We start from the raw sequence: 18,537 nt of genomic DNA, 5'->3' as shown, positions 1-18,537 counted from the left end.
AACTAGCGTTGCAAGGTAAGTAATACACCAACAAAGATGACCACTCCACCTAGAAACCGTTGCCATGTAACAGGTGTCTTTTCGGTACCTAACCAGCCAAAATGGTCAAGTAACATAGAAATGACCAATTGCCCAAAAACGACTAACCCTGTAAAGGTTAAAAAACCAAGCTTAGGTGCAGTATAAATGCTCATGCTAATTGCATAAACCCCAAGAAATCCTCCCGTCCAGAGAAGCCATGGAATATTGGATATTTCACTTAAACTCGGTTTCTCGGCACTTTGGAAGAACACCATAATGGCTAAGACGATAGTACCTATGAAAAATGATAACAATGCTGCTTGCAAAGGTGAGTGTAATTGCTCACGAAGCTGAGCATTAATTGCAGTCTGAAAAGCCATGGCAACACCGATTCCCATAGCTAAGGGTAAGATCAGGAAAAGTTGACTAGAGAATTTCATCATTTTTATCAATATTTAAGTATGTTTAAAAACAGTCTAAAGCAATTAAGGTATGTTTTCATAAGCCCATTGATGCAGTCATGTTAAAATAGAAATATTGTGTAAATTGGACCCTGTTCCTTGGCCGTATTAAATTCTGCTTCTGTTCCTTTATCTTTATATATCCACATGCCTTGGTGCGTGCGTAAATGTCCCTATTGCGACTTTAACTCACATGCGGTGCCTGATGGCGCGCTTTCGGCAGAACTCGAGCAAACTTATTTAAAAGCATTGGTGGCCGACTTTGAAACTCAAGTCGAGATGGCACAAGGACGTTCAATTCACAGTGTATTTATTGGTGGTGGAACACCTTCACTTATTTCTGCCAAAGGCTATGCATGGCTATTTGAACAGCTTAAATCGCTGCTTAACTTTGAAGATGACTGTGAAATTACTTTAGAAGCTAATCCGGGAACACTAGAACATGACCCGTTTGCAGGCTATTTAGAGGCGGGTATTAATCGTTTGTCGATTGGTGTACAGACTTTTAATACCGATCACCTGCAAAAGCTTGGGCGTATTCATTCAGCCAACAATGCTATGGATGCAATTGAGCAGGCACGACAAGCAGGCTTTAAGCGAGTTAATGTCGATTTAATGCATGGCTTGCCTGAACAAACACTAGAGCAAGCACTTTATGATTTAAAGACGGCTGTAGAGCAGGGTGCAACACATATCAGCTGGTATCAACTGACCATTGAACCAAATACTGTATTTTTCCGAACACAGCCTGTTTTACCTCAAGATGAGGTGTTAGAAGATATTCAAGAGCAAGGTGAAGCCTATCTAAAAGCAAATGGCTTTATCAATTATGAAGTGTCAGCTTGGCGTAAAGAGCAGCCTTCAGTTCATAATTTAAATTATTGGCAGTTTGGTGATTATCTTGCGATTGGTGCAGGAGCACATGGCAAAGTAACCCGACTAGATGGAGTATATCGTTTCCAAAAGACTCGTTTACCGAAAGACTATTTGGCTAAAGTTCCAGCCGAACATTTGCAAATGAAAAAGATTGAAGCAGATGAACTACCTTTTGAGTTTATGATGAATGCTTTACGTTTAAATGATGGGGTAAAAGCTGAGTTATATGAACAGCGTACAGGCTTAAGTTTAGATGATTTAAATGATCTGCTTACTTCATTGCGTTCGAGAGAGTTATTGGTAGAGGATAGCGATCGTTTGGCTTGTACAGAGCAGGGGCATATTTTCTTAAACTCGGTACTCGAAGAGTTCTTATAATCAATGCATTATAAAGAAAAGCCGCACGATGAGATGCGGCTTTTGTAATTTTAGCGGGTGGTATAACCACCATTTGCGAAAATCGTCTGACCTGTAATCCACCAACCGTCGGTGACTAAGAAGCGAACTAGAGGTTCAATATCTTCAATTTTAGTAAGCCCACCTAAAGCTGAAGCTGATTTATGGTAAGCGACTGCTTCGGCAGACTCTTGACCATAAAAGAATGGTGTGTCCATTGGGCCCGGTGCAACAGCAGTCACAGAAATTTGGCGATCTCCAAATTCTTTCGATGCAGCGCGGGTGTAATGCTCAACAGGTGCTTTTAAACCTTCATAGGTTGAATAGAACCCTGTGTAAGCAGCAAGAAGAGAAGTTACGATTGAACAGATTTTTCCGCCGTTATTTAAATGTCGACCTGCCGATTGAATAAAGAAATAGGCAATTTTTGAGTTGATATCACTCATGTTATCAAACTCTTGTTCGGTGGTTTCTAAAAACGGTTTTTTAAGGACTTTTCCGACGGTATTAATCGCAATATCGATACCACCAAAATGTTGTTTCGTATTTATAAACAGTTTTTCAATATTTTCAATATGAGTTAGATCTGCCTGAATTAGAATTGCATCTGCACCCAATGCTTTAACATCTGCTAAGGTCTGCTCTGCATCTGCCTGAGTTTCCGAACTATTATAATGAATTGCGAGTTTTGCACCCTGTTCTGCAAATTTACGACTAATGAGTCCGCCTAGGTTTTTAGCACCGCCAGTAATCAATACAACTTTATCTTTGAGGCTATGAGTTGTCATGATGATTGTTCCTATGATGACTTGTTTTAGTGTTTTTAAGTCTAGATTGGCAGTAATTTGTGATCAATTATGCTAGTTTGGTTTAACTATTCAGAAAATACGAACAATTAAAATGGATCGGTTGCAGCAATTTTATATTTTTACAGAAGTCGCTAAACGACAAAGCTTTAGTGAGGTAGCAAATCAGCTTGATCTACCTCGCTCGACAGTGACGAGTGCCATTCAACAGTTAGAAACTCACTATGGAGTACGCTTATTTCATCGGACTACCCGTAAAGTCAGTCTTACTCAAGATGGCCAACGAATATTGCCAGAATGCCAAAACCTGTTGTTTGATTATGAACAATTAGAACAGTTGATCCAGACACAAAAACAGCATTACCGGGGCACATTAAAAATTTCGATGCCTAGCCGGATTGTGCATCAAGTGATTATTCCTGAGCTGCCTGATTTTTATCATCGTTATCCGGATATTCATTTACAGCTCAATAGTTCTGATGACCTGACTGACTTAATTGAAAAGGGAATTGACTGTGTTGTTCGGGTAGGAGAGCTAGATAACAGTAGTTTAATTGCAAGATTTATTGGTCATTTGGTGATGGTGAATTGTGCCAGCACGCAATATTTACAAGATTATGGTATTCCTGAGCAGTTAAATGATCTTGAACAGCATAAATTAATTAATTACGCAGGAGCTGTAGGAGAAAAGCAGGGAGAATTTATATATCAAGGTGGAACTGTGATGATGGATAGTGCTTTAAGTGTGAACAATACCGAGGCCTATATCGCCGCCGCTTGTGCAGGTTTGGGAATTATTCAACTTCCTTATTATGATGTTCAGGATAAAATTGAACAGGGGATTTTAGTTGAGGTACTGAGTGCTTACAGTGCACCATCGCTTCCACTTAATATTTTGTATCCCAACAGGAGTTATATTCCAAAGCGACTAGAAGTTTTTATGAATTGGGTGGGGGAAGTTTTAAATCGCAAATGTATCGTCATCTTTTAGTCATAAAAAGAAAATAGGATAACAATAAAAAAAGCCTCTCGAACTGATAATTGGTGGGTCGTCCGCGACTCGAACGCGGGACCAACGGATTAAAAGTCCGCTGCTCTACCAACTGAGCTAACGACCCTGAGCGAGAATTAAGTAAAACCTTGTTTTACTTGAATGCAGGAGAAAATCTATAATTTTCTTTAGCAATCAAACTCGAACTGACTCAGAGAGAAGTAACACTTCTAAACACTGTATCGTTTTGATGTCGCGTATTTTAGCAAGTTATTCAACTAACACAAGAGGAAATTTAAAAACATTTGCATGATTGCTTATAAAAAGCACGATTTCCTCTTGTTTAGCTAAAAAATAAACTAAAAACGGTATTTATACGCCTGAATATTGTCAAAAATTTCAGTTGTGATATCACAATAACTGCTTGCACCAGGTAATAAAGCGAGTAAACGTTCAGAAGTTTTGCTTGGATTAAACGCTTCTTCCTTCAGTTTATTCTTCTGATATTTAAATGTACCTGTTGTTTCGACCTTTTTTTGTACACGTAAAAATACAGGTACTGCATAGGTAGGTAAACATTTCTTAAATACGGTCACCATTTCGGTTAAATCAGCATCATCTAGCTCTTCACCATCTGCGAGAGTGATCGCTGCCATACCGGCACGGCCATTGGTATTTGGAATTTCTACCCCATAAACGACAGCTTCGGCAATTTTGTCGTATTCGCATACCATGTTTTCAACTTCAGTCGTTGATACGTTTTCACCTTTCCATCGGAAAGTATCACCTAGACGGTCAACGAACTGTGCATGACGGAAGCCGATGTCACGGACCAAATCACCTGTGTTGAAATAAGAATCGCCTTTCTTGAAGACATCTTTCCAGATCACAGACTTGTTCTTTTCAGGGTCGGTGTAACCATCAAATGGCGAGCGGCTGGTAATTTTCCCGATGAGTAGGCCAACTTCACCTGCTTTTACTTTCTGGCACCAGCCATTTTTATCGCGTATTGGCTCGTTTTTCTCTTTATCGAATTGGATAATGGCATATGGAGTAGGAGAGAAGCCAACCGTATTGTCAAAGTTGAAAATATTACTAAATCCAACATTGCCTTCACTCGATGCATAAAGCTCAAGTACTTCTTTAACACCAAAGCGTTGTTTGAACTTGTCCCAGATATTTGGGCGCATACCATTACCAATCATTTTGGTTACACGATGGTTGCGGTCAAGCTCGGTAACAGGAGCATCCATCAAGTAGCGGCAAAGTTCACCAACATACCCAATGGCAGATGCATTAAATTTTTGAACATCTTTCCAGAATGCGCTAGTCGAATATTTACGTCGAATCGCAAGTGTTGCACTGCCCGCGATAACGCCACACCAGCAAACCACCACGCCTGTTGCATGGTAAAGCGGTAAGGTCACGTACATGACGTCATCTGTTCCTAAGTTTAAGATATGTCCATAGGTGCCATATGCTAATGTCCAGCGACTGTGTTTGAAAATAACCGCCTTTGGTAAACCTGTTGTACCTGATGTGTAGATATAGAACAGACCATCGTTACCAGTGACAGAGCGGGTAGTAGACGGATTGAATTTTGGAAATTGATCAATTTGGTCCGCAAGATTGACATAGCCTTCAGGCGCTGTACCCGAGTTTTGACGTGTTGCCTGATCTGCGAACCAGTGGAAGCGGTCTTTAGGTACATTTAAGTCCTGACGAATTTCATCAATAGCAGCTCGGACTTCTTCACCAGCAATAACGGCAATAGGTTTTACAAGATTGATGCTATGAGCGAGAACCTTACCGACTTGAGATGTATTTACAAGTGCAATTGTCACACCAATTTTGGCTAAACCAACAATTGTTGCAATCAGCTCAGAGCGGTTTTCAATCATTACAGCAATGACGTCCCCTTTACGCGCTCCGAGAGAAAGATAGTAATGGGAAATCTGGTTTGCCCATTCATTTAAAGCTTCATAAGAATAACTTTGATCTTCAAATAATAATGCCGTGCCTTTCGGATTTCTTTTAACAGCTTTTTCAAAAGCAATACCCAAACCTGTTGGAGTATTTGAAGTTCTTAAATAAGCCTGTTTAAGACCATTTAGGATATGGGGTACTTTGGGAATGAAGCTAGGAAGTCTTGTGGCAACATCACCAAGCGTAATGATATCGGTCTGTGTTGTCTGGCTCATATCAATCCTATTTATTTTTCGATCAATCCAAAAAAGGTTGTGTGGGCAAAAAGTCCAATAGTTTTCATGGTTCACCATGCTTTTAAAACTTTTCTTCTAGTGCAATCAACCTAATTGGCTAAAAATAACAAAAAAAACCTAGTCATCGAAATGACTAGGTTTGTTTAAATTAGCTGCAATTGAGCAAATGGCTTACTCAGCTACAGGATTAGCTTTTTTTGGCGGACGGCCACGAGGGCGACGAGGGCGACTCGGTTTGTCCTTATCTGCCTTAACGTCTTCTGATTCGGCATCAGTTGTTGCTTCAGTCGGAACTACTGTTTCTTCAGCCGCTGCTTTCGCTTTGCTTGCTGCTTTTGATGGCGCAGGTTCCTTTGCCGCAGGAGCTTCAGCTACTGTTTCTTCTGTAGCTTTTTCCTCTGCAGGAGCAGCTTCAGGTTGTACGACTTCAGTTGACTGATTAAGTTCAAGCGGTTGTTGTGCTGGTTCAACTGTTGCTTGTGTTTCAGCAGTTGGAGCAGCAACGGTTTCTTCTGCTACAGGAGCAGGAGTAGCAACTTCTTCTTGAGCAGAATGTTGTTGTTTCACTTGCTCAAATGCTTGTTCCGCAGCAAGTTTTGCTAAACGACGACGCTCACGCGGGTCATTTGCAACACGTGGAGCTGGTGCTTGCGGCGGAGTAAGCGGAAGTACTGGTGCAGGTTCTGCTTCTTCAGCCGGTTTGTGGCTTGGAAGTTCTGCATCACGAGTTACCGGCTTTTTCTCTTCCGTTTCAGCAGTAACTTCAACTACTAACGTACTTGCGTACTGTTCTGCAAATTTCTGCAAAGCACGATTAAACGTTGGGACTAGACCAAATTGTTCAATCAATACGGTGCAATCTTCACCATACACATGACGGATTAAACTACCGATTGTGTGTTGTGCCAAAGTTGGAATTTGCGATGGCGCAATAGATGGCGTAGCTGCCTTAGCGTGTTTAGCCTCACGTTGCTGACGACGACGCATACGAGGGTCATTGCTAGCACGTTTGATTTGTGGCTGAGCAGCTTCTTGGCTTGGCTGAGCTTCTTCTTTGGTTTCAACTACAGCAGCTTTCTCGGCTACAACAGGAGCTGGAGTTGGCTCTTGAGCAACTTTAGTAGAAGTCGTTTCAACTCGCTCAACGTGACGACGCTCAGGTGTAAGTGCAACAATCTCACTTTGACCTTGATCAACATTGATGATTAAAGCAGTGTTCATGACATCATGCTTAGGTGCATCAATCACATCAACCTTAATTTGTTTTTCATCAACAACAACCGGTGTATTTTGATTTTCATTTAATACACTTGGATCGCGGTGGCGATTTGGACGGTTTGGACGTTGTTGATTATTACGGTCACGACGTGGCACAGCATTTTCAGTGTGTTGTACATCATTATTTTGATGTTGCTGATCTTGCTGCTGTTGACGTTTTTGCTGACGTTTTAACTCACGTTGTTCTTGGCGTGACAATTGAACCACTTCTTCATGAACTTGATGTTGCTGTTCATGTGATTGGTGATGTTGTTCACGTTGCTCTTTATGTTTACGCTTTTTGTTGTTCTGACGTTGTTGTTGAGATTTATCATCTTTTTCAACATGTTCACGAACGTCTTGTTTCACAGGTGACTGTGAAATATAAGCGTTATTTGATTGAACTGGCGCAACTTCTGCAACAGCAGGTACGGCTACTTGACCGAACTGTCCGCGGCTTACTGCGCCTGTATTCACCATTTGCTCAATCGCAGCAGCAGCATTTTGTGCTGAACGAGATTGATCAACTGTTTGCGCTTGTTTTTGAACAAACAGGTTTTCTAACCATGCACATGGGCTTGCTGCTTTTTGAGCAGAAGGTTGTGCTACAGGTTGAGTTGCATGATTTGCTTTTTTCTGAGCCGCAGCATGAGTTGAAGCTGTAGCAGTTACATGAGCGTGGCCATGATCTGCTTCTTCTAAATGCCATTCAGAAGACTCATAACCTAACTCTTTCTCGCTAGAACGGGTTGCTTCTGTACGTTCATAGCTAGATGGAGCAAAGCCATCTGGGTTATATGCAATTTCGTAATGTGGAGTTTCTAAGTGCGGGTGTGGTAATACAGTTACACGTACACCAGAAGTTTGCTCTAAATACACCAGACTATGGCGTTTTTCATTAAGCAAGAAGGCTGCAATTTCAACTGGAACTTCAACCTGAACTTCACCATGACGTTCACGAAGTGCAATCTCTTCAACTTTACGCATAATTGAAAGAGAAAGCGAACGTAAGTCACGAACCATTCCTGTACCATGACAGCGAGGGCATACATAACCTGTTGCTTCTTCAAGCGATGGACGTAAGCGTTGGCGGCTCATTTCCATTAAGCCAAAACGAGACAATTGACCGAACTGGATACGGGCACGATCGCTTTGTGTTGCTTCACGAAGTTTTGCTTCAACCATACGTTGATTGCGTTCTTTAGTCATATCGATGAAGTCGATAACAACTAAACCGCCAATGTCACGTAAACGAAGCTGGCGAGCAATTTCTTCTGCTGCTTCAAGGTTAGTATTCAGTGCAGTTTCTTCAACATCATGTCCACGAGTCGATTTCGCAGAGTTAATATCGATTGAAACTAAAGCTTCAGTCTGGTCAATCACAATTGAACCGCCAGAAGGAAGTTTTACTTCACGCTCGTAAGCAGTTTGAATTTGGCTTTCAATACCAAAATGAGCAAACAATGGCTCGTTTAAAGTATAAGTTTTTAATTTGTCTAATTGGCGAGGCATCACTGCTTTAACAAAGTTATATGCTTCGTTATAAGCCTGTTCGCTATCAATTAAGATTTCAGCAACGTCATCACGTAAGTAATCACGAATTGCACGTGTTACTACACCCGCTTCTTGATGAACAAGCATCGGAGAAGGGCCTGAGCTCGCTGTACCTTGAATTTGTGCCCACAGGTCAAGCAAGTGTTGTAAATCGAGCTGTAATTCTTCTTGAGTACGCCCAATACCGGCAGTACGAACAATCACGCTCATACCACGAGGTACATTTAAAGAAGCTAAAATTTCTTTTAATTCTTCACGTACTGAACCTGAAATTTGACGGCTAATACCACCACCTTTCGGGTTATTTGGCATAAGAACTAAATAACGGCCTGCAAGGGAAATAAACGTAGAAAGTGCTGCACCCTTATTACCACGTTCTTCCTTTTCAACCTGAACTAAAAGCTCTGTGCCTTCAGTAATAAGTTCACGAATGTTTGAAGTTTGACGTGGGTCTGCCTGAAAATAGCTGTTCGCAATTTCACGCATAGACAAGAAGCCTTGACGACCTGCGCCATATTCAACAAAAACAGCTTCTAAAGATGGTTCTACGCGGGTGACATGGCCTTTATAGATATTGGATTTTTTCTGTTCTCGGGTACGATTCTCTAAATCAAAATCGTAAAGACGATTACCAGTGATAAGTGCAACGCGAACTTCTTCGGCATGAGTTGCATTAATCAACATACGTTTCATGGGTGTGACACCTAATAGTGACTCACACAAACAAACCAAACAAACTTAAAGGTTCTGAACGAACATCGAACATGACGGATCATTTCCCAGATCTCAAAATACTTGTGGTCTGAGTCATCTGTTACCGGCTACATTTAGCCTTAGCTTCGATTCTCGTCTGTGATGTAGGCAATACTGCTTCAACCTTTAAATCGGAATTCCTTTTTGCTTCACTGGCGGGTGAGCGGTGCATTGGTTAATGACTTTCACTGTCATTGGGCGCGAAGTGACTTCTTTATTGGAAGTTTGATACGGAATGCTCATCGTATCGGTGCTTTCGGCAGTTCCAATGCATCAACGCTTTAGCCTGAAGGCAACATTAAGGAGCGATTTGTCTGATGTGTATCAGTTTACGTTCCATAACCAACTAGAGTTGGTAACATATTTTTTTGAACAAACTGAATTAAACGCAACAGTTTGTCATTTTGCCGATATAATAAGCCTTCGGCGTCGGCATAATTCTTTAGGACCTGTCCGAGCTGGTGATGAAAGCATCATTTTGATTGAGGTTTCAATCAGGGAAATTTCCCTTTAGATGTTCACTTACGGTGGTATCCGTGCGCTGACTATATCAAACCTTGCAGCATCTGCCTATGGGCTAAGCTTAGATTTCTTGTGAAAAAACTAAGCTAATCGGTCATTTATTAATCAAATTTCGTAAAATTTCAGGTTTAAATATTAGTATGAATTCTACACAGCAATGGCAAAGTGTCACTTGGTTTGAGGTGGATGAGCATCAAGCAGGACAACGAATCGATAATTTCCTGTTTTCACGTTTAAAGGGTGTGCCAAAGAGTCGAATTTATCGTTTGATTCGTGAAGGTCAGGTTCGCGTGAATAAAAAACGTATTAAAGCCGAGACCAAACTTGCAATTGGAGACCAGATTCGTGTTGCGCCTATTCGCTATGAACAAAAAGATGAAACTGCTGTTCCTGTAAGCGACAGTGTGGCTCAAGGTTTATTAAGCCGTGTGGTCTATGAAGATGAAGGACTATTAGTTGTAAATAAACCATCAGGTATTGCTGTACATGGCGGTAGTGGCGTGGCTTATGGTTTGATTGAGGCACTACGTGCGGCAACAGGTAAAAAATATTTAGAACTGATTCACCGTATTGACCGCGATACTTCTGGCCTAGTTATGATTAGTAAGAAGCGTAGCACTTTAAAACTGCTACAAGATATGTTGCGTGAACACAAAATTCGTAAGACCTATGCAGCGATTGTAAAAGGTCAGGTGAGTCTTGATAAACAGCTCATTGATGCGCCTTTATTTCGTTATGAGTTAGCCAATGGCGAACGTCGTGTACGTGTATCTAAAGAAGGTAAGCCAAGTAAAACCGAATGGGTGGTTGCAGAGCGCTTTAAAAATGCCACTTTAGTTCATGCATCTCCTTTATCAGGCCGTACCCATCAAATTCGTGTACATGGTTTAAGTATTGGACATCCGTTGGTGGGCGATGATAAATATGGGCATAACACTGCATATACGGGACCTGAAGCACGCCGTTTGTGTTTACATGCCATGCGTTTGGATATTCCGGGTTATCCAACGATTGAAGCACCGTTGCCAGAAGACATGACCCAGTTATTAGAGGCTTTGAGAGTAGCAAAATGAGTCTGAAAACCGAATTAGTGATTTTTGACTGGGATGGTACTTTATATAATTCTGTTGGTCAGATTGTTGCAAGTTTACAGCATGCGGCAGAAGAGCATAAGTTAACTCTGACTGATGAAGCTGCAAAGAGTATTATCGGTTTAGGTTTGCCGGAAGTGATGCAGACCTTATTTCCAGAAGTACCTGATTTGCATGATTCGATTTTAAAAGCATATGGCGATCACTATATTGCCAACTCGACAAATGATGCATGGTTTGAAGGTATTTCTGAACTACTTCATGACTTAAAAGCTCAAGGTTTAAAACTTGCAGTTGCGACGGGTAAAAACCGTCGTGGATTAGACCGTGTGATTGCAAAAACACAGAGTACTCATCTGTTTGATGTTACTCGAGCAGCCAATGAAACCCGTTCAAAACCAGACCCACTCATGTTACAAGAAATCTTGACTGTAACTGGAGTAAGTGTCGAACAGGCAGTTATGATTGGTGATAGTAGTTATGACCTTGAAATGGCTCAGCGTTTAGGTATGCCTCGTATTGGGGTGGGCTATGGAGTGCACTCGGTCGAAGTTCTACAACAGTTCCAGCCTTTAACCATTGCTAAAGATGTACCTGAGCTGCACAACTTTTTAAGAGAGTATGCAAAGTTATCTACTGTGGACGTAGCGTAATTTAAAATGATGTAAGAAGGAGGAATTTATTCCTCCTTATTTTTTAAAACTAAAGAACAATAAGAAGAGAAAAAATGAGCCGCTCTATTCGTCTATTAAATCTTTTACAGCAACTCCGTGAATCTCGTTATCCCGTTACTGCTCAAGTCTTGGCTGAACGCTTGGGAATTAGTATTCGCAGCATTTACCGTGATATTGATAGTTTACGTGCTCAAGGTGTCAGAATAGATGCATCGGCGGGTTTGGGGTTTCAGCTTAAAGAAGACATTTTATTACCACCGGTTACTTTTAATGAGAATGAAGCCGAGGCTCTATTTTTAGCTTTAGAGTGGTTGAAAGACGTTCCAGATCAGGCAATGAAATCGGCAGCTATTTCAATCTATTCCAAACTTTATGCGGTTTTACCAGAGCACCGGAAATATTTGATCGATGATATGACGCTAGGTGTTACACATTACTGGCATCCGGTTGATGAAGCTTTAGTAGAACAAGTACGTTTAGCGATTCGTAAACAAGTAAAGATCAAAGTCGATTATTGCGATGAACACAAGCGTATAAGTCAACGTTCTCTTTGGCCTTTTGCTTTAGGGTATTTACATGACAAAGTTGTACTTGCTGCTTGGTGTGAATTACGGCAGGCCTTTCGCCATTTTCGGATAGATCGTATTCATGACTTGCAAATGAGTGAGGAAATATATCCTGAATTTAAAAAACATCTGTTTCAAAGATGGTGGAAACAAGAAATGCAAAGGACTACTGACAAAAACTGACAAAAGGTATTTGTAGACTAGGAATCACGATAAACAAGGAGCAATAAGAATGAGTCTTAAACTTTATACTAACAATGAATCGCGTGGTGTCGTTATAGACTGGCTTTTGGTTGAGCTTGGCGTGGAATGTGAACGTATTGAAGTAGCATACCGAACCGAGATGAAATCACCCGAATATTTAAAGCTTAACCCATTTGGGAAAGTGCCTGTATTGGTAGATGGCGATGTCGTTATTTATGAATTAGGTGCAATTTGTGCATATTTGGCAGACAAATTTAGTGACAAAGGTTTGGCACCTGCTTTAGATGATCCGAAACGTGGTTTGTACTATCGTTGGCTCTTTATGATGGCAGGTCCTTGGGAAGCTGCTGGTGTCGATAAAGCTTTAGGAATAGAGATCTCACCTGAGCAAAAAATGTTTGTGGGTTATGGTGATTATAACGATGCTTATCAAGCTTTAGTTCAAGGACTGAGTGAAGCAAATCCGTATGTATGTGGTGAACAATTTACCGCCGCAGATGTAAGTGTTGGAGCCATGCTATTATGGCAATTAAAAATGAAAACGATTGAATCGCACCCAGCTATTGCACGTTATGTTGAAACGATCAAACAGCGCGAAGGCCTAAAACAAAGCAGTATGGGCCAACTGTTGTAAGTATAGTTATTCTTAAAAGCCCCCTAAATGGGGCTTTTTTGTTTTTAAATAAAGGTCTTAATTGGTAAGAAAGCCAGCAGCAACGTTAATACAAATCGCTAAAATGGTCGTGTTGAAGCCAAAAGATAATACAGCATGAAATAAGTTTAAAAGACGCATATGTTTGTTGGTAATTGAAACATCGGCGGTTTGTGCTGAGGTGCCAATGATATAGCTAAAATATAAGAAGTCAGGGTAGGTCGGATGTTCGGTACCCGGGAAGTCTAACCCACCGTTCTCTTCATTTCTGGATAGAGCCATATAAAAGTCATGGGCATAATGCAAAGCGAAAACAGTATGCATGAAAAGCCATGCTGAAATAATGGTGAGTAAAGCTAACGCTACATGTCCTAACTTTTCATAATGCCCAGAAGGGAGCTGGGAAAGTTGTACCAAAATCGCAACTAGACTCATTGTGATGGCCAATAAAACAATGAGCATAATGACCCATTTACTTTCGTCCTGTTTTTTGGCTTGCTGTTGCATTTGTGAATGGTCGGCACTTCTCATCAGTTTCCAGACATGGAGTAAATATAAACTGATCGAGCCATTCCAGCTTGCTAATAAAATGGTAGACCATTTCCATGAAGTGAGCCATGCCAATAAACTTGCAACAACCACTCCAAAAATTAAAGCAATAAAGAAGTGAGGGCGGTTTTGTACACTACGTCCTAAATGCTGAAATAGTCCAACCATCTTGTTAACTCTCCTTGCTGTTATCTTAAATATATTTTTTACTGTTTGGTTAATTTAACATTAGGTTTTATATAACCTTTATACTTTAGATCGTCATTTTTGTTTTTATTAAGTGTGACAATCTAAAATATAATAAAAATTATCTCAAATTAATTAATCGATAAAAGATATTAAATAAATTTTAATTTCATTTATTTATACATACATTTAAATTTTCTAACTCATTTATTCTTTAATAATAAGCGTAAATATACCTAAGGTGTTTAATCTAGATTTTTATCAAGATGAAATACTTTGTTGAGTTGATCAATAAATCTTTTTACACCGACTGACTCTGTGTTTTTACGATAACTAACAAATAAATCTAAAGAAGGTAATTCGACATCTAGAGGGCGAACTACAGTGTTAGAAACCCCTAAAGGCGCGACATAGGCAGGTAAAATAGTACAACCTAAGCCTGAACCAATAGAGTTTATATTAAGTAAAATGCTATCGGCCTTTTGTACAATATTGAGGTCAATACCATGAGTTTTAGTAAACTCTAAAATTGTATTGTGTAGTGTATTAGATTGTTCAGCTGCCGGAATAATAAAATCAATACCATGCAAAGCTTTGACCGGAATACGGTCATATTTCGCAAGTGGATGGTTTCTTGGTAATAAAAAAATTAAAGGTTCTGTTAAGACAAATTGGCTTTGGATTTCATCATTTTCAGTATTATCACGGGTAAACGTAATGTCGAGTTCACCTCTTTTTAAGGCTTTGAGTTGCTCAGCGTTATTTAAACTTGATAATTCAATGGTGAGGTCAGGGTGTTGTAAGCGCAGATTTGGAAGTACGTATGGAAAAATTTTCATTTCTGCGATGGGGACGAAACCGATACGTAATAATTGTTGTTTAGCCTTTGAGACTTGGCGGGCCATCGCTACTGCTTTATCAGCTTGAGCAAGCGTTAAACGGGCATGCTCTAAAAATACTTCACCTTCTTCTGTTAACTCAACTTTACGTTTTGTGCGGTTTAAAAGTCGTACCCCGACATCTTCTTCTAAATCTTTAATTTGTTGGCTAAGGGAGGGTTGAGCAGTATAGAGTTTGAGAGCGGCCTTACTAAAATTTAATTCTTCAGCAACTGTAATGAAATATCGAAGATGGCGTAATTCCATAAGACTAATCCAAAAAATGTCTTACTATGATTTAAGCAAAGTATAAAGCATAAAACTATATAGCGTGAAGGTGCTTTAGGTATTTATAAAATAAATGAAAATTTATAAATCATTATGAAATTAATATGAAATTTTATTTAATTATTAATTTGTAAAATATATTAATTCATATTCATAACCAAAGTGATTTTAAATTTAGAAAAGAAATTTAAATTACTTTTCAGGAATTCACTTAAAGTTTTCTCATATTATGAAAAAAAGTATTGTTAATTTAAGAATTGAGAATCTTAATTTCTAACAAAAAATATGTAAGGAGTATTTTGTTAATAAATGTTTCGGTTCATCTTGCTATATTTTTTTAGTTTTTTCAATGCATGTGCTGCTTGGTTTAATAGTTTATATATGAAGCAAAATTGATAAAATTGAGCAGTTTTAAAAATAAGAGATTAACCACAAAGAAACTAGCTCACCTCTGTTGTAAGTCTTTGCTTATTATATTCTATTGTTATGTTATACAGTAGCTTTTAATAAGAATAGTAATTAAGGAATCACAAACTCAACACATCTAAACATTTTTTTGTGGCACTTTAGATTGATCTATGTCGGCTGTGACAAAAATAAAAGGGATATTTATATGATAAATAAGTGTAAGTGTCATAGCTTAATTTATTTAAATCGCTAAGATAGAAAACTGAATGATTCATCCTCCTGATGCTACAACCATAGAATAAGCCCATGAAAGACAAGCCGACATTAACTTATCAATTGCCGACTCAGTCCTGTTGGACGCATACATGGATAAAACCACCTTTTTGTCATCCTGAACTGGGCCATGAAAATGACACCCGTTTTTATAATCAGCAGCCTAGATCGCCTGCACGAGGATCGAAAGAGTTATTGCGTTGGTTAGTCACTCGTGAGTCTTATACTTGGAATGTTGATATTCAGAATGAATATGATGTACGTGTTAATACACCAATTGCATTACCACAAAACCGTCCACATGCGGATTTAGATGATTGGCAAGTTTGGTTTGTAGGGCATGCTACGGTACTCATTCAAATTGGACCTTATAACTTTATTACCGATCCGGTATGGTGTGACTACGCAAGTCCTTTACATGGCCGTGGTCCACGCCGTGTATGCCCAGCGGGTTTTGCTTTAGAGCAGTTACCTACCATTCATGGGGTATTGTTGAGCCATAACCATTATGACCACATGGATTTAGCAACGCTTGAGTGGCTTCATAAGAAGTTTGCTATGCCGATTTATACAGGGCTTGGCAACGGATTTTACTTACCTAAAGAGTTCCATGTAATTGAAATGGATTGGTGGCAGGAAATTCCTTATCACGAATTAAGAATTGTTTATACACCTGCTCAGCATGGCTCGGGGCGGGGTTTACGTGACCAAAATAAGGCACTTTGGGGCGGTTTTTCGGTTTTGGCGAAAACAGGACATTGTTTTTTTGCGGGTGATACCGGTTATGCCGGCCACTTCAAACAAATTCATACGCGCTATGGTGCGCCGCGTGTGGCCTTACTTCCAATCGGAGCTTATGAACCTCGTAAATTAATGAGCTATGTTCATATGAATCCGCAAGATGCAGTTCATGCGCATCTAGATTTACAAGCACATCGGTCGGTGGCAATTCACTATCGAACTTTTCAGTTAACGGATGAGGGGCGTGAAGATCCTGAACATGCATTAGCTCAAGCCATTAAAGCTTCATCAAAGCTTGCTAATCCTTTTTATTGCATTCGAGAAGGGCATAAATTGACTGTTTAAAACTCATTGTTTTGTATTAAAAAGCCAGTTCAATTTGAACTGGCTTTTTATTATTTTGGCTTAAATTAAGCTAAGTCAAAACGGTCAAGATTCATGACTTTAGTCCATGCAGCAACAAAGTCTTGAACAAATTTTTCTTTACCATCCGCCTGAGCATAAACCTCTGCTAATGCACGTAAGATAGAATTTGAACCAAAGACTAAATCATTACGTGTTGCGGTAAATTTCACTGTGCCTGATTTACGGTCTTTTCCTTCAAATACTTCACTTGTTGAATCAACAGGTGCCCATACATTCGACATGTCGAGTAAGTTTGTGAAGAAGTCTGTGCTGAGTACACCAACTTGCTGAGTGAAGACACCATGTTGAGAACCATCCCAGTTAGTGCCCAGTACACGTAAACCACCAATCAATGCAGTTAACTCTGGTGCAGTCAAAGTCAGTTGTTGTGCTTTATCAATTAATAAGACTTCAGCTGGTGTGTTGACTCCCTGTTTTTTCCAATTTCTAAAACCGTCAGCAAGACCGAGCAGTAATTGGAATGATTCAACATCGGTTTGATTTTGTAATGCATCAACACGACCAGAGGCAAACGGAACGGTAATATTGAAACCTGCCGCTTGAGCAGCTTGCTCTACACCAACATTACCAGCTAACACGATTAAATCCGCCAATGACAATTGGGTTGATGCCTTGAGCTCTTCAATTTTAGTTAAAGTCTCAACAGCTTTTTTGTTTACTTCCCACTCACGTTGTGGTGATAAAGCAATACGTGCACCGTTTGCACCACCACGTTTATCTCCACCACGGAATGTTGATGCAGATGCCCATGCAAGGGAAACCAACTCACCAGCAGATAACCCTAGAGCAACGATTTTTGCTTTTGCATCAGCAATGCTTGCAGAAGATGGTGTAGCGCTAGCAGCAGGTAATGGATCTTGCCAAATTAAATCTTCAGCAGGAACTTCTGGACCTAAATAACGTGCTTTTGGTCCCATATCACGGTGGGTTAATTTAAACCAAGCACGAGCAAAAGCATTGGCAAAGGCTTGTGGATCGTTAAGGAAACGACGAGAGATCTTTTCAAACTCAGGGTCAAAACGTAAGGTCAAATCTGTAGTAAGCATCGTTGGCTTACGTTTAATTGATGGGTCGAAAGGATCTGGAATAATGGCTTCAGCATCTGCTGCTACCCATTGAATTGCGCCAGCAGGTGAACGTTCTTGTACCCATTCGTATTTGAAGAGGTTTTCAAAGAAGTAATTGCTCCATTGTGTTGGCGTTTGTGACCAAATAACTTCTAAACCTGAAGTGATCGCATCTTTACCGACACCTGTGCCATAGCTGTTTGCCCAACCAAAGCCCATTTGTTCAATTGGTGCACCTTCTGGGTCTGCTTGGACATGGTCAGCAGAGGCAGCGCCGTGAGTTTTACCTAAAGTATGACCGCCAGCAATCAAGGCAACAATTTCTTCATCATCCATTGCCATGTTGCCGAAAGTGGCACGAATAAACGGTGCTGCTGAGCGTGGGTCACCACTCGCTTGTGGTCCTTCAGGGTTCACATAAATTAGGCCCATTTCGGTTGCAGCAAGATTACTGCCCGCCAATGCTTCAGAGTTACGATGAGCTAACCATTCTTTTTCATCGCCCCAGTTTACATCGTTGTCTGGTTCCCAAACATCTTCACGACCGGCACCAAAACCAAAGGTACGGAAACCAGAAGACTCAAGTGCGATGTTCCCGGCAAGAATAAATAAATCGGCCCAAGATATTTTTTGACCGTATTTTTGTTTAACTGGCCATAGTAAACGGCGTGCTTT

14 protein-coding genes and 1 tRNA gene are annotated in these 18,537 nt (G+C 40.2%); 7 read left to right on the top strand and 8 right to left on the bottom strand.

Features of this window, described 5'->3' with window-relative positions:
- Nucleotides 1–2: 2 nt before the first annotated feature.
- Entirely contained in the window at nt 3–464 is a 462-nt protein-coding gene (locus C1642_RS00895) for a DMT family transporter (protein ID WP_001984522.1), read from the bottom strand.
- 117 nt (nt 465–581) lie between these two features.
- Here C1642_RS00895 and hemW point away from each other — a divergent pair, with 117 nt between their 5' ends.
- The gene (gene hemW / locus C1642_RS00890) at nt 582–1,736 is read left to right on the top strand and encodes a radical SAM family heme chaperone HemW (RefSeq protein WP_103235772.1); all 1,155 of its coding nucleotides are present in this window, start codon (nt 582–584) and stop codon (nt 1,734–1,736) included.
- Nucleotides 1,737–1,786: 50 nt separating this feature from the next.
- Here the strand turns inward: hemW and C1642_RS00885 are convergent, their stop codons facing one another.
- On the bottom strand, nt 1,787–2,542 hold the full coding sequence (locus C1642_RS00885) for an SDR family oxidoreductase (RefSeq protein ID WP_103235771.1): 756 nt from the start codon (nt 2,540–2,542) through the stop codon (nt 1,787–1,789).
- Between the two features lie 112 nt (nt 2,543–2,654).
- Between C1642_RS00885 and C1642_RS00880 the strand changes: the two genes are divergently transcribed.
- On the top strand, nt 2,655–3,551 hold the full coding sequence (locus C1642_RS00880) for a LysR family transcriptional regulator (RefSeq protein WP_000375499.1): 897 nt from the start codon (nt 2,655–2,657) through the stop codon (nt 3,549–3,551).
- A 51-nt stretch (nt 3,552–3,602) separates the two neighbouring features.
- Here the strand turns inward: C1642_RS00880 and C1642_RS00875 are convergent.
- From C1642_RS00875 to C1642_RS00865, 3 genes are all read right to left on the bottom strand, one after another.
- Nucleotides 3,603–3,678: transfer RNA gene (locus tag C1642_RS00875), tRNA-Lys, on the bottom strand.
- Nucleotides 3,679–3,910: 232 nt separating this feature from the next.
- Nucleotides 3,911–5,752, bottom strand: coding sequence for a long-chain-acyl-CoA synthetase (locus C1642_RS00870; protein ID WP_103235770.1), 1,842 nt, complete (start codon nt 5,750–5,752; stop codon nt 3,911–3,913).
- 192 nt (nt 5,753–5,944) lie between these two features.
- Nucleotides 5,945–9,277 carry an Rne/Rng family ribonuclease gene (locus C1642_RS00865; protein ID WP_103235769.1) on the bottom strand — a complete coding sequence of 1,111 codons (3,333 nt, stop codon included), beginning with the start codon at nt 9,275–9,277 and terminating at the stop codon, nt 5,945–5,947.
- A 722-nt stretch (nt 9,278–9,999) separates the two neighbouring features.
- On the opposite strand from C1642_RS00865, the gene C1642_RS00855 reads away from it, so the two are divergent.
- The 4 genes from C1642_RS00855 (at nt 10,000) to C1642_RS00840 (ending at nt 13,028) form a co-directional block, all read left to right on the top strand.
- Nucleotides 10,000–10,932 carry an RluA family pseudouridine synthase gene (locus C1642_RS00855; RefSeq protein WP_001089412.1) on the top strand — a complete coding sequence of 311 codons (933 nt, stop codon included), beginning with the start codon at nt 10,000–10,002 and terminating at the stop codon, nt 10,930–10,932.
- Nucleotides 10,929–11,603 carry an HAD-IA family hydrolase gene (locus C1642_RS00850; protein ID WP_000054126.1) on the top strand — a complete coding sequence of 225 codons (675 nt, stop codon included), beginning with the start codon at nt 10,929–10,931 and terminating at the stop codon, nt 11,601–11,603. The genes C1642_RS00855 and C1642_RS00850 overlap by 4 nt, the downstream gene beginning before the upstream one ends.
- A gap of 74 nt (nt 11,604–11,677) precedes the next feature.
- A complete protein-coding gene (locus C1642_RS00845; protein WP_103235768.1) occupies nt 11,678–12,373 on the top strand; it encodes a helix-turn-helix transcriptional regulator in 696 nt (231 codons plus the stop codon).
- A gap of 49 nt (nt 12,374–12,422) precedes the next feature.
- Nucleotides 12,423–13,028, top strand: coding sequence for a glutathione S-transferase family protein (locus C1642_RS00840; protein ID WP_000053845.1), 606 nt, complete (start codon nt 12,423–12,425; stop codon nt 13,026–13,028).
- A 57-nt stretch (nt 13,029–13,085) separates the two neighbouring features.
- Here C1642_RS00840 and C1642_RS00835 read toward each other — a convergent pair whose 3' ends face one another.
- Both C1642_RS00835 and hcaR read right to left on the bottom strand, forming a co-directional pair.
- Nucleotides 13,086–13,763, bottom strand: coding sequence for a DUF1345 domain-containing protein (locus C1642_RS00835; protein WP_000232918.1), 678 nt, complete (start codon nt 13,761–13,763; stop codon nt 13,086–13,088).
- Nucleotides 13,764–14,026: 263 nt separating this feature from the next.
- Nucleotides 14,027–14,926, bottom strand: coding sequence for a DNA-binding transcriptional regulator HcaR (gene hcaR, locus C1642_RS00830; protein ID WP_000423241.1), 900 nt, complete (start codon nt 14,924–14,926; stop codon nt 14,027–14,029).
- Nucleotides 14,927–15,661: 735 nt separating this feature from the next.
- Between hcaR and C1642_RS00825 the strand changes: the two genes are divergently transcribed.
- Nucleotides 15,662–16,714, top strand: a complete 1,053-nt coding sequence (locus C1642_RS00825) for an MBL fold metallo-hydrolase (protein WP_000653392.1) — start codon at nt 15,662–15,664, stop codon at nt 16,712–16,714.
- Between the two features lie 65 nt (nt 16,715–16,779).
- Here C1642_RS00825 and katG read toward each other — a convergent pair.
- Nucleotides 16,780–18,537: catalase/peroxidase HPI (gene katG / locus C1642_RS00820; RefSeq protein WP_103235767.1), on the bottom strand; the 1,758-nt coding region annotated here is incomplete at its 5' end.

Origin of the sequence: Acinetobacter sp. AKBS16 (assembly GCF_002899995.1) — a bacterium.
Taxonomy (GTDB): Bacteria; Pseudomonadota; Gammaproteobacteria; order Pseudomonadales; family Moraxellaceae; genus Acinetobacter; species Acinetobacter baumannii.
Note: the sequence above shows the minus strand (reverse complement) of the source record. Positions and strands in the feature narration are given on the sequence as shown.

What these genes read in the sequence shown, in the direction of transcription:
- C1642_RS00835 (WP_000232918.1), bottom strand. Translation starts at nt 13,763, where the DNA reads ATGGTTGGACTATTTCAGCATTTAGGACGTAGTGTACAAAACCGCCCT.
- C1642_RS00825 (WP_000653392.1), top strand. Translation starts at nt 15,662, where the DNA reads ATGAAAGACAAGCCGACATTAACTTATCAATTGCCGACTCAGTCCTGT.
- C1642_RS00855 (WP_001089412.1), top strand. Translation starts at nt 10,000, where the DNA reads ATGAATTCTACACAGCAATGGCAAAGTGTCACTTGGTTTGAGGTGGAT.
- C1642_RS00865 (WP_103235769.1), bottom strand. Translation starts at nt 9,277, where the DNA reads ATGAAACGTATGTTGATTAATGCAACTCATGCCGAAGAAGTTCGCGTT.
- C1642_RS00885 (WP_103235771.1), bottom strand. Translation starts at nt 2,542, where the DNA reads ATGACAACTCATAGCCTCAAAGATAAAGTTGTATTGATTACTGGCGGT.
- C1642_RS00880 (WP_000375499.1), top strand. Translation starts at nt 2,655, where the DNA reads ATGGATCGGTTGCAGCAATTTTATATTTTTACAGAAGTCGCTAAACGA.
- C1642_RS00840 (WP_000053845.1), top strand. Translation starts at nt 12,423, where the DNA reads ATGAGTCTTAAACTTTATACTAACAATGAATCGCGTGGTGTCGTTATA.
- C1642_RS00870 (WP_103235770.1), bottom strand. Translation starts at nt 5,752, where the DNA reads ATGAGCCAGACAACACAGACCGATATCATTACGCTTGGTGATGTTGCC.
- hcaR (WP_000423241.1), bottom strand. Translation starts at nt 14,926, where the DNA reads ATGGAATTACGCCATCTTCGATATTTCATTACAGTTGCTGAAGAATTA.
- C1642_RS00850 (WP_000054126.1), top strand. Translation starts at nt 10,929, where the DNA reads ATGAGTCTGAAAACCGAATTAGTGATTTTTGACTGGGATGGTACTTTA.
- C1642_RS00845 (WP_103235768.1), top strand. Translation starts at nt 11,678, where the DNA reads ATGAGCCGCTCTATTCGTCTATTAAATCTTTTACAGCAACTCCGTGAA.
- C1642_RS00895 (WP_001984522.1), bottom strand. Translation starts at nt 464, where the DNA reads ATGATGAAATTCTCTAGTCAACTTTTCCTGATCTTACCCTTAGCTATG.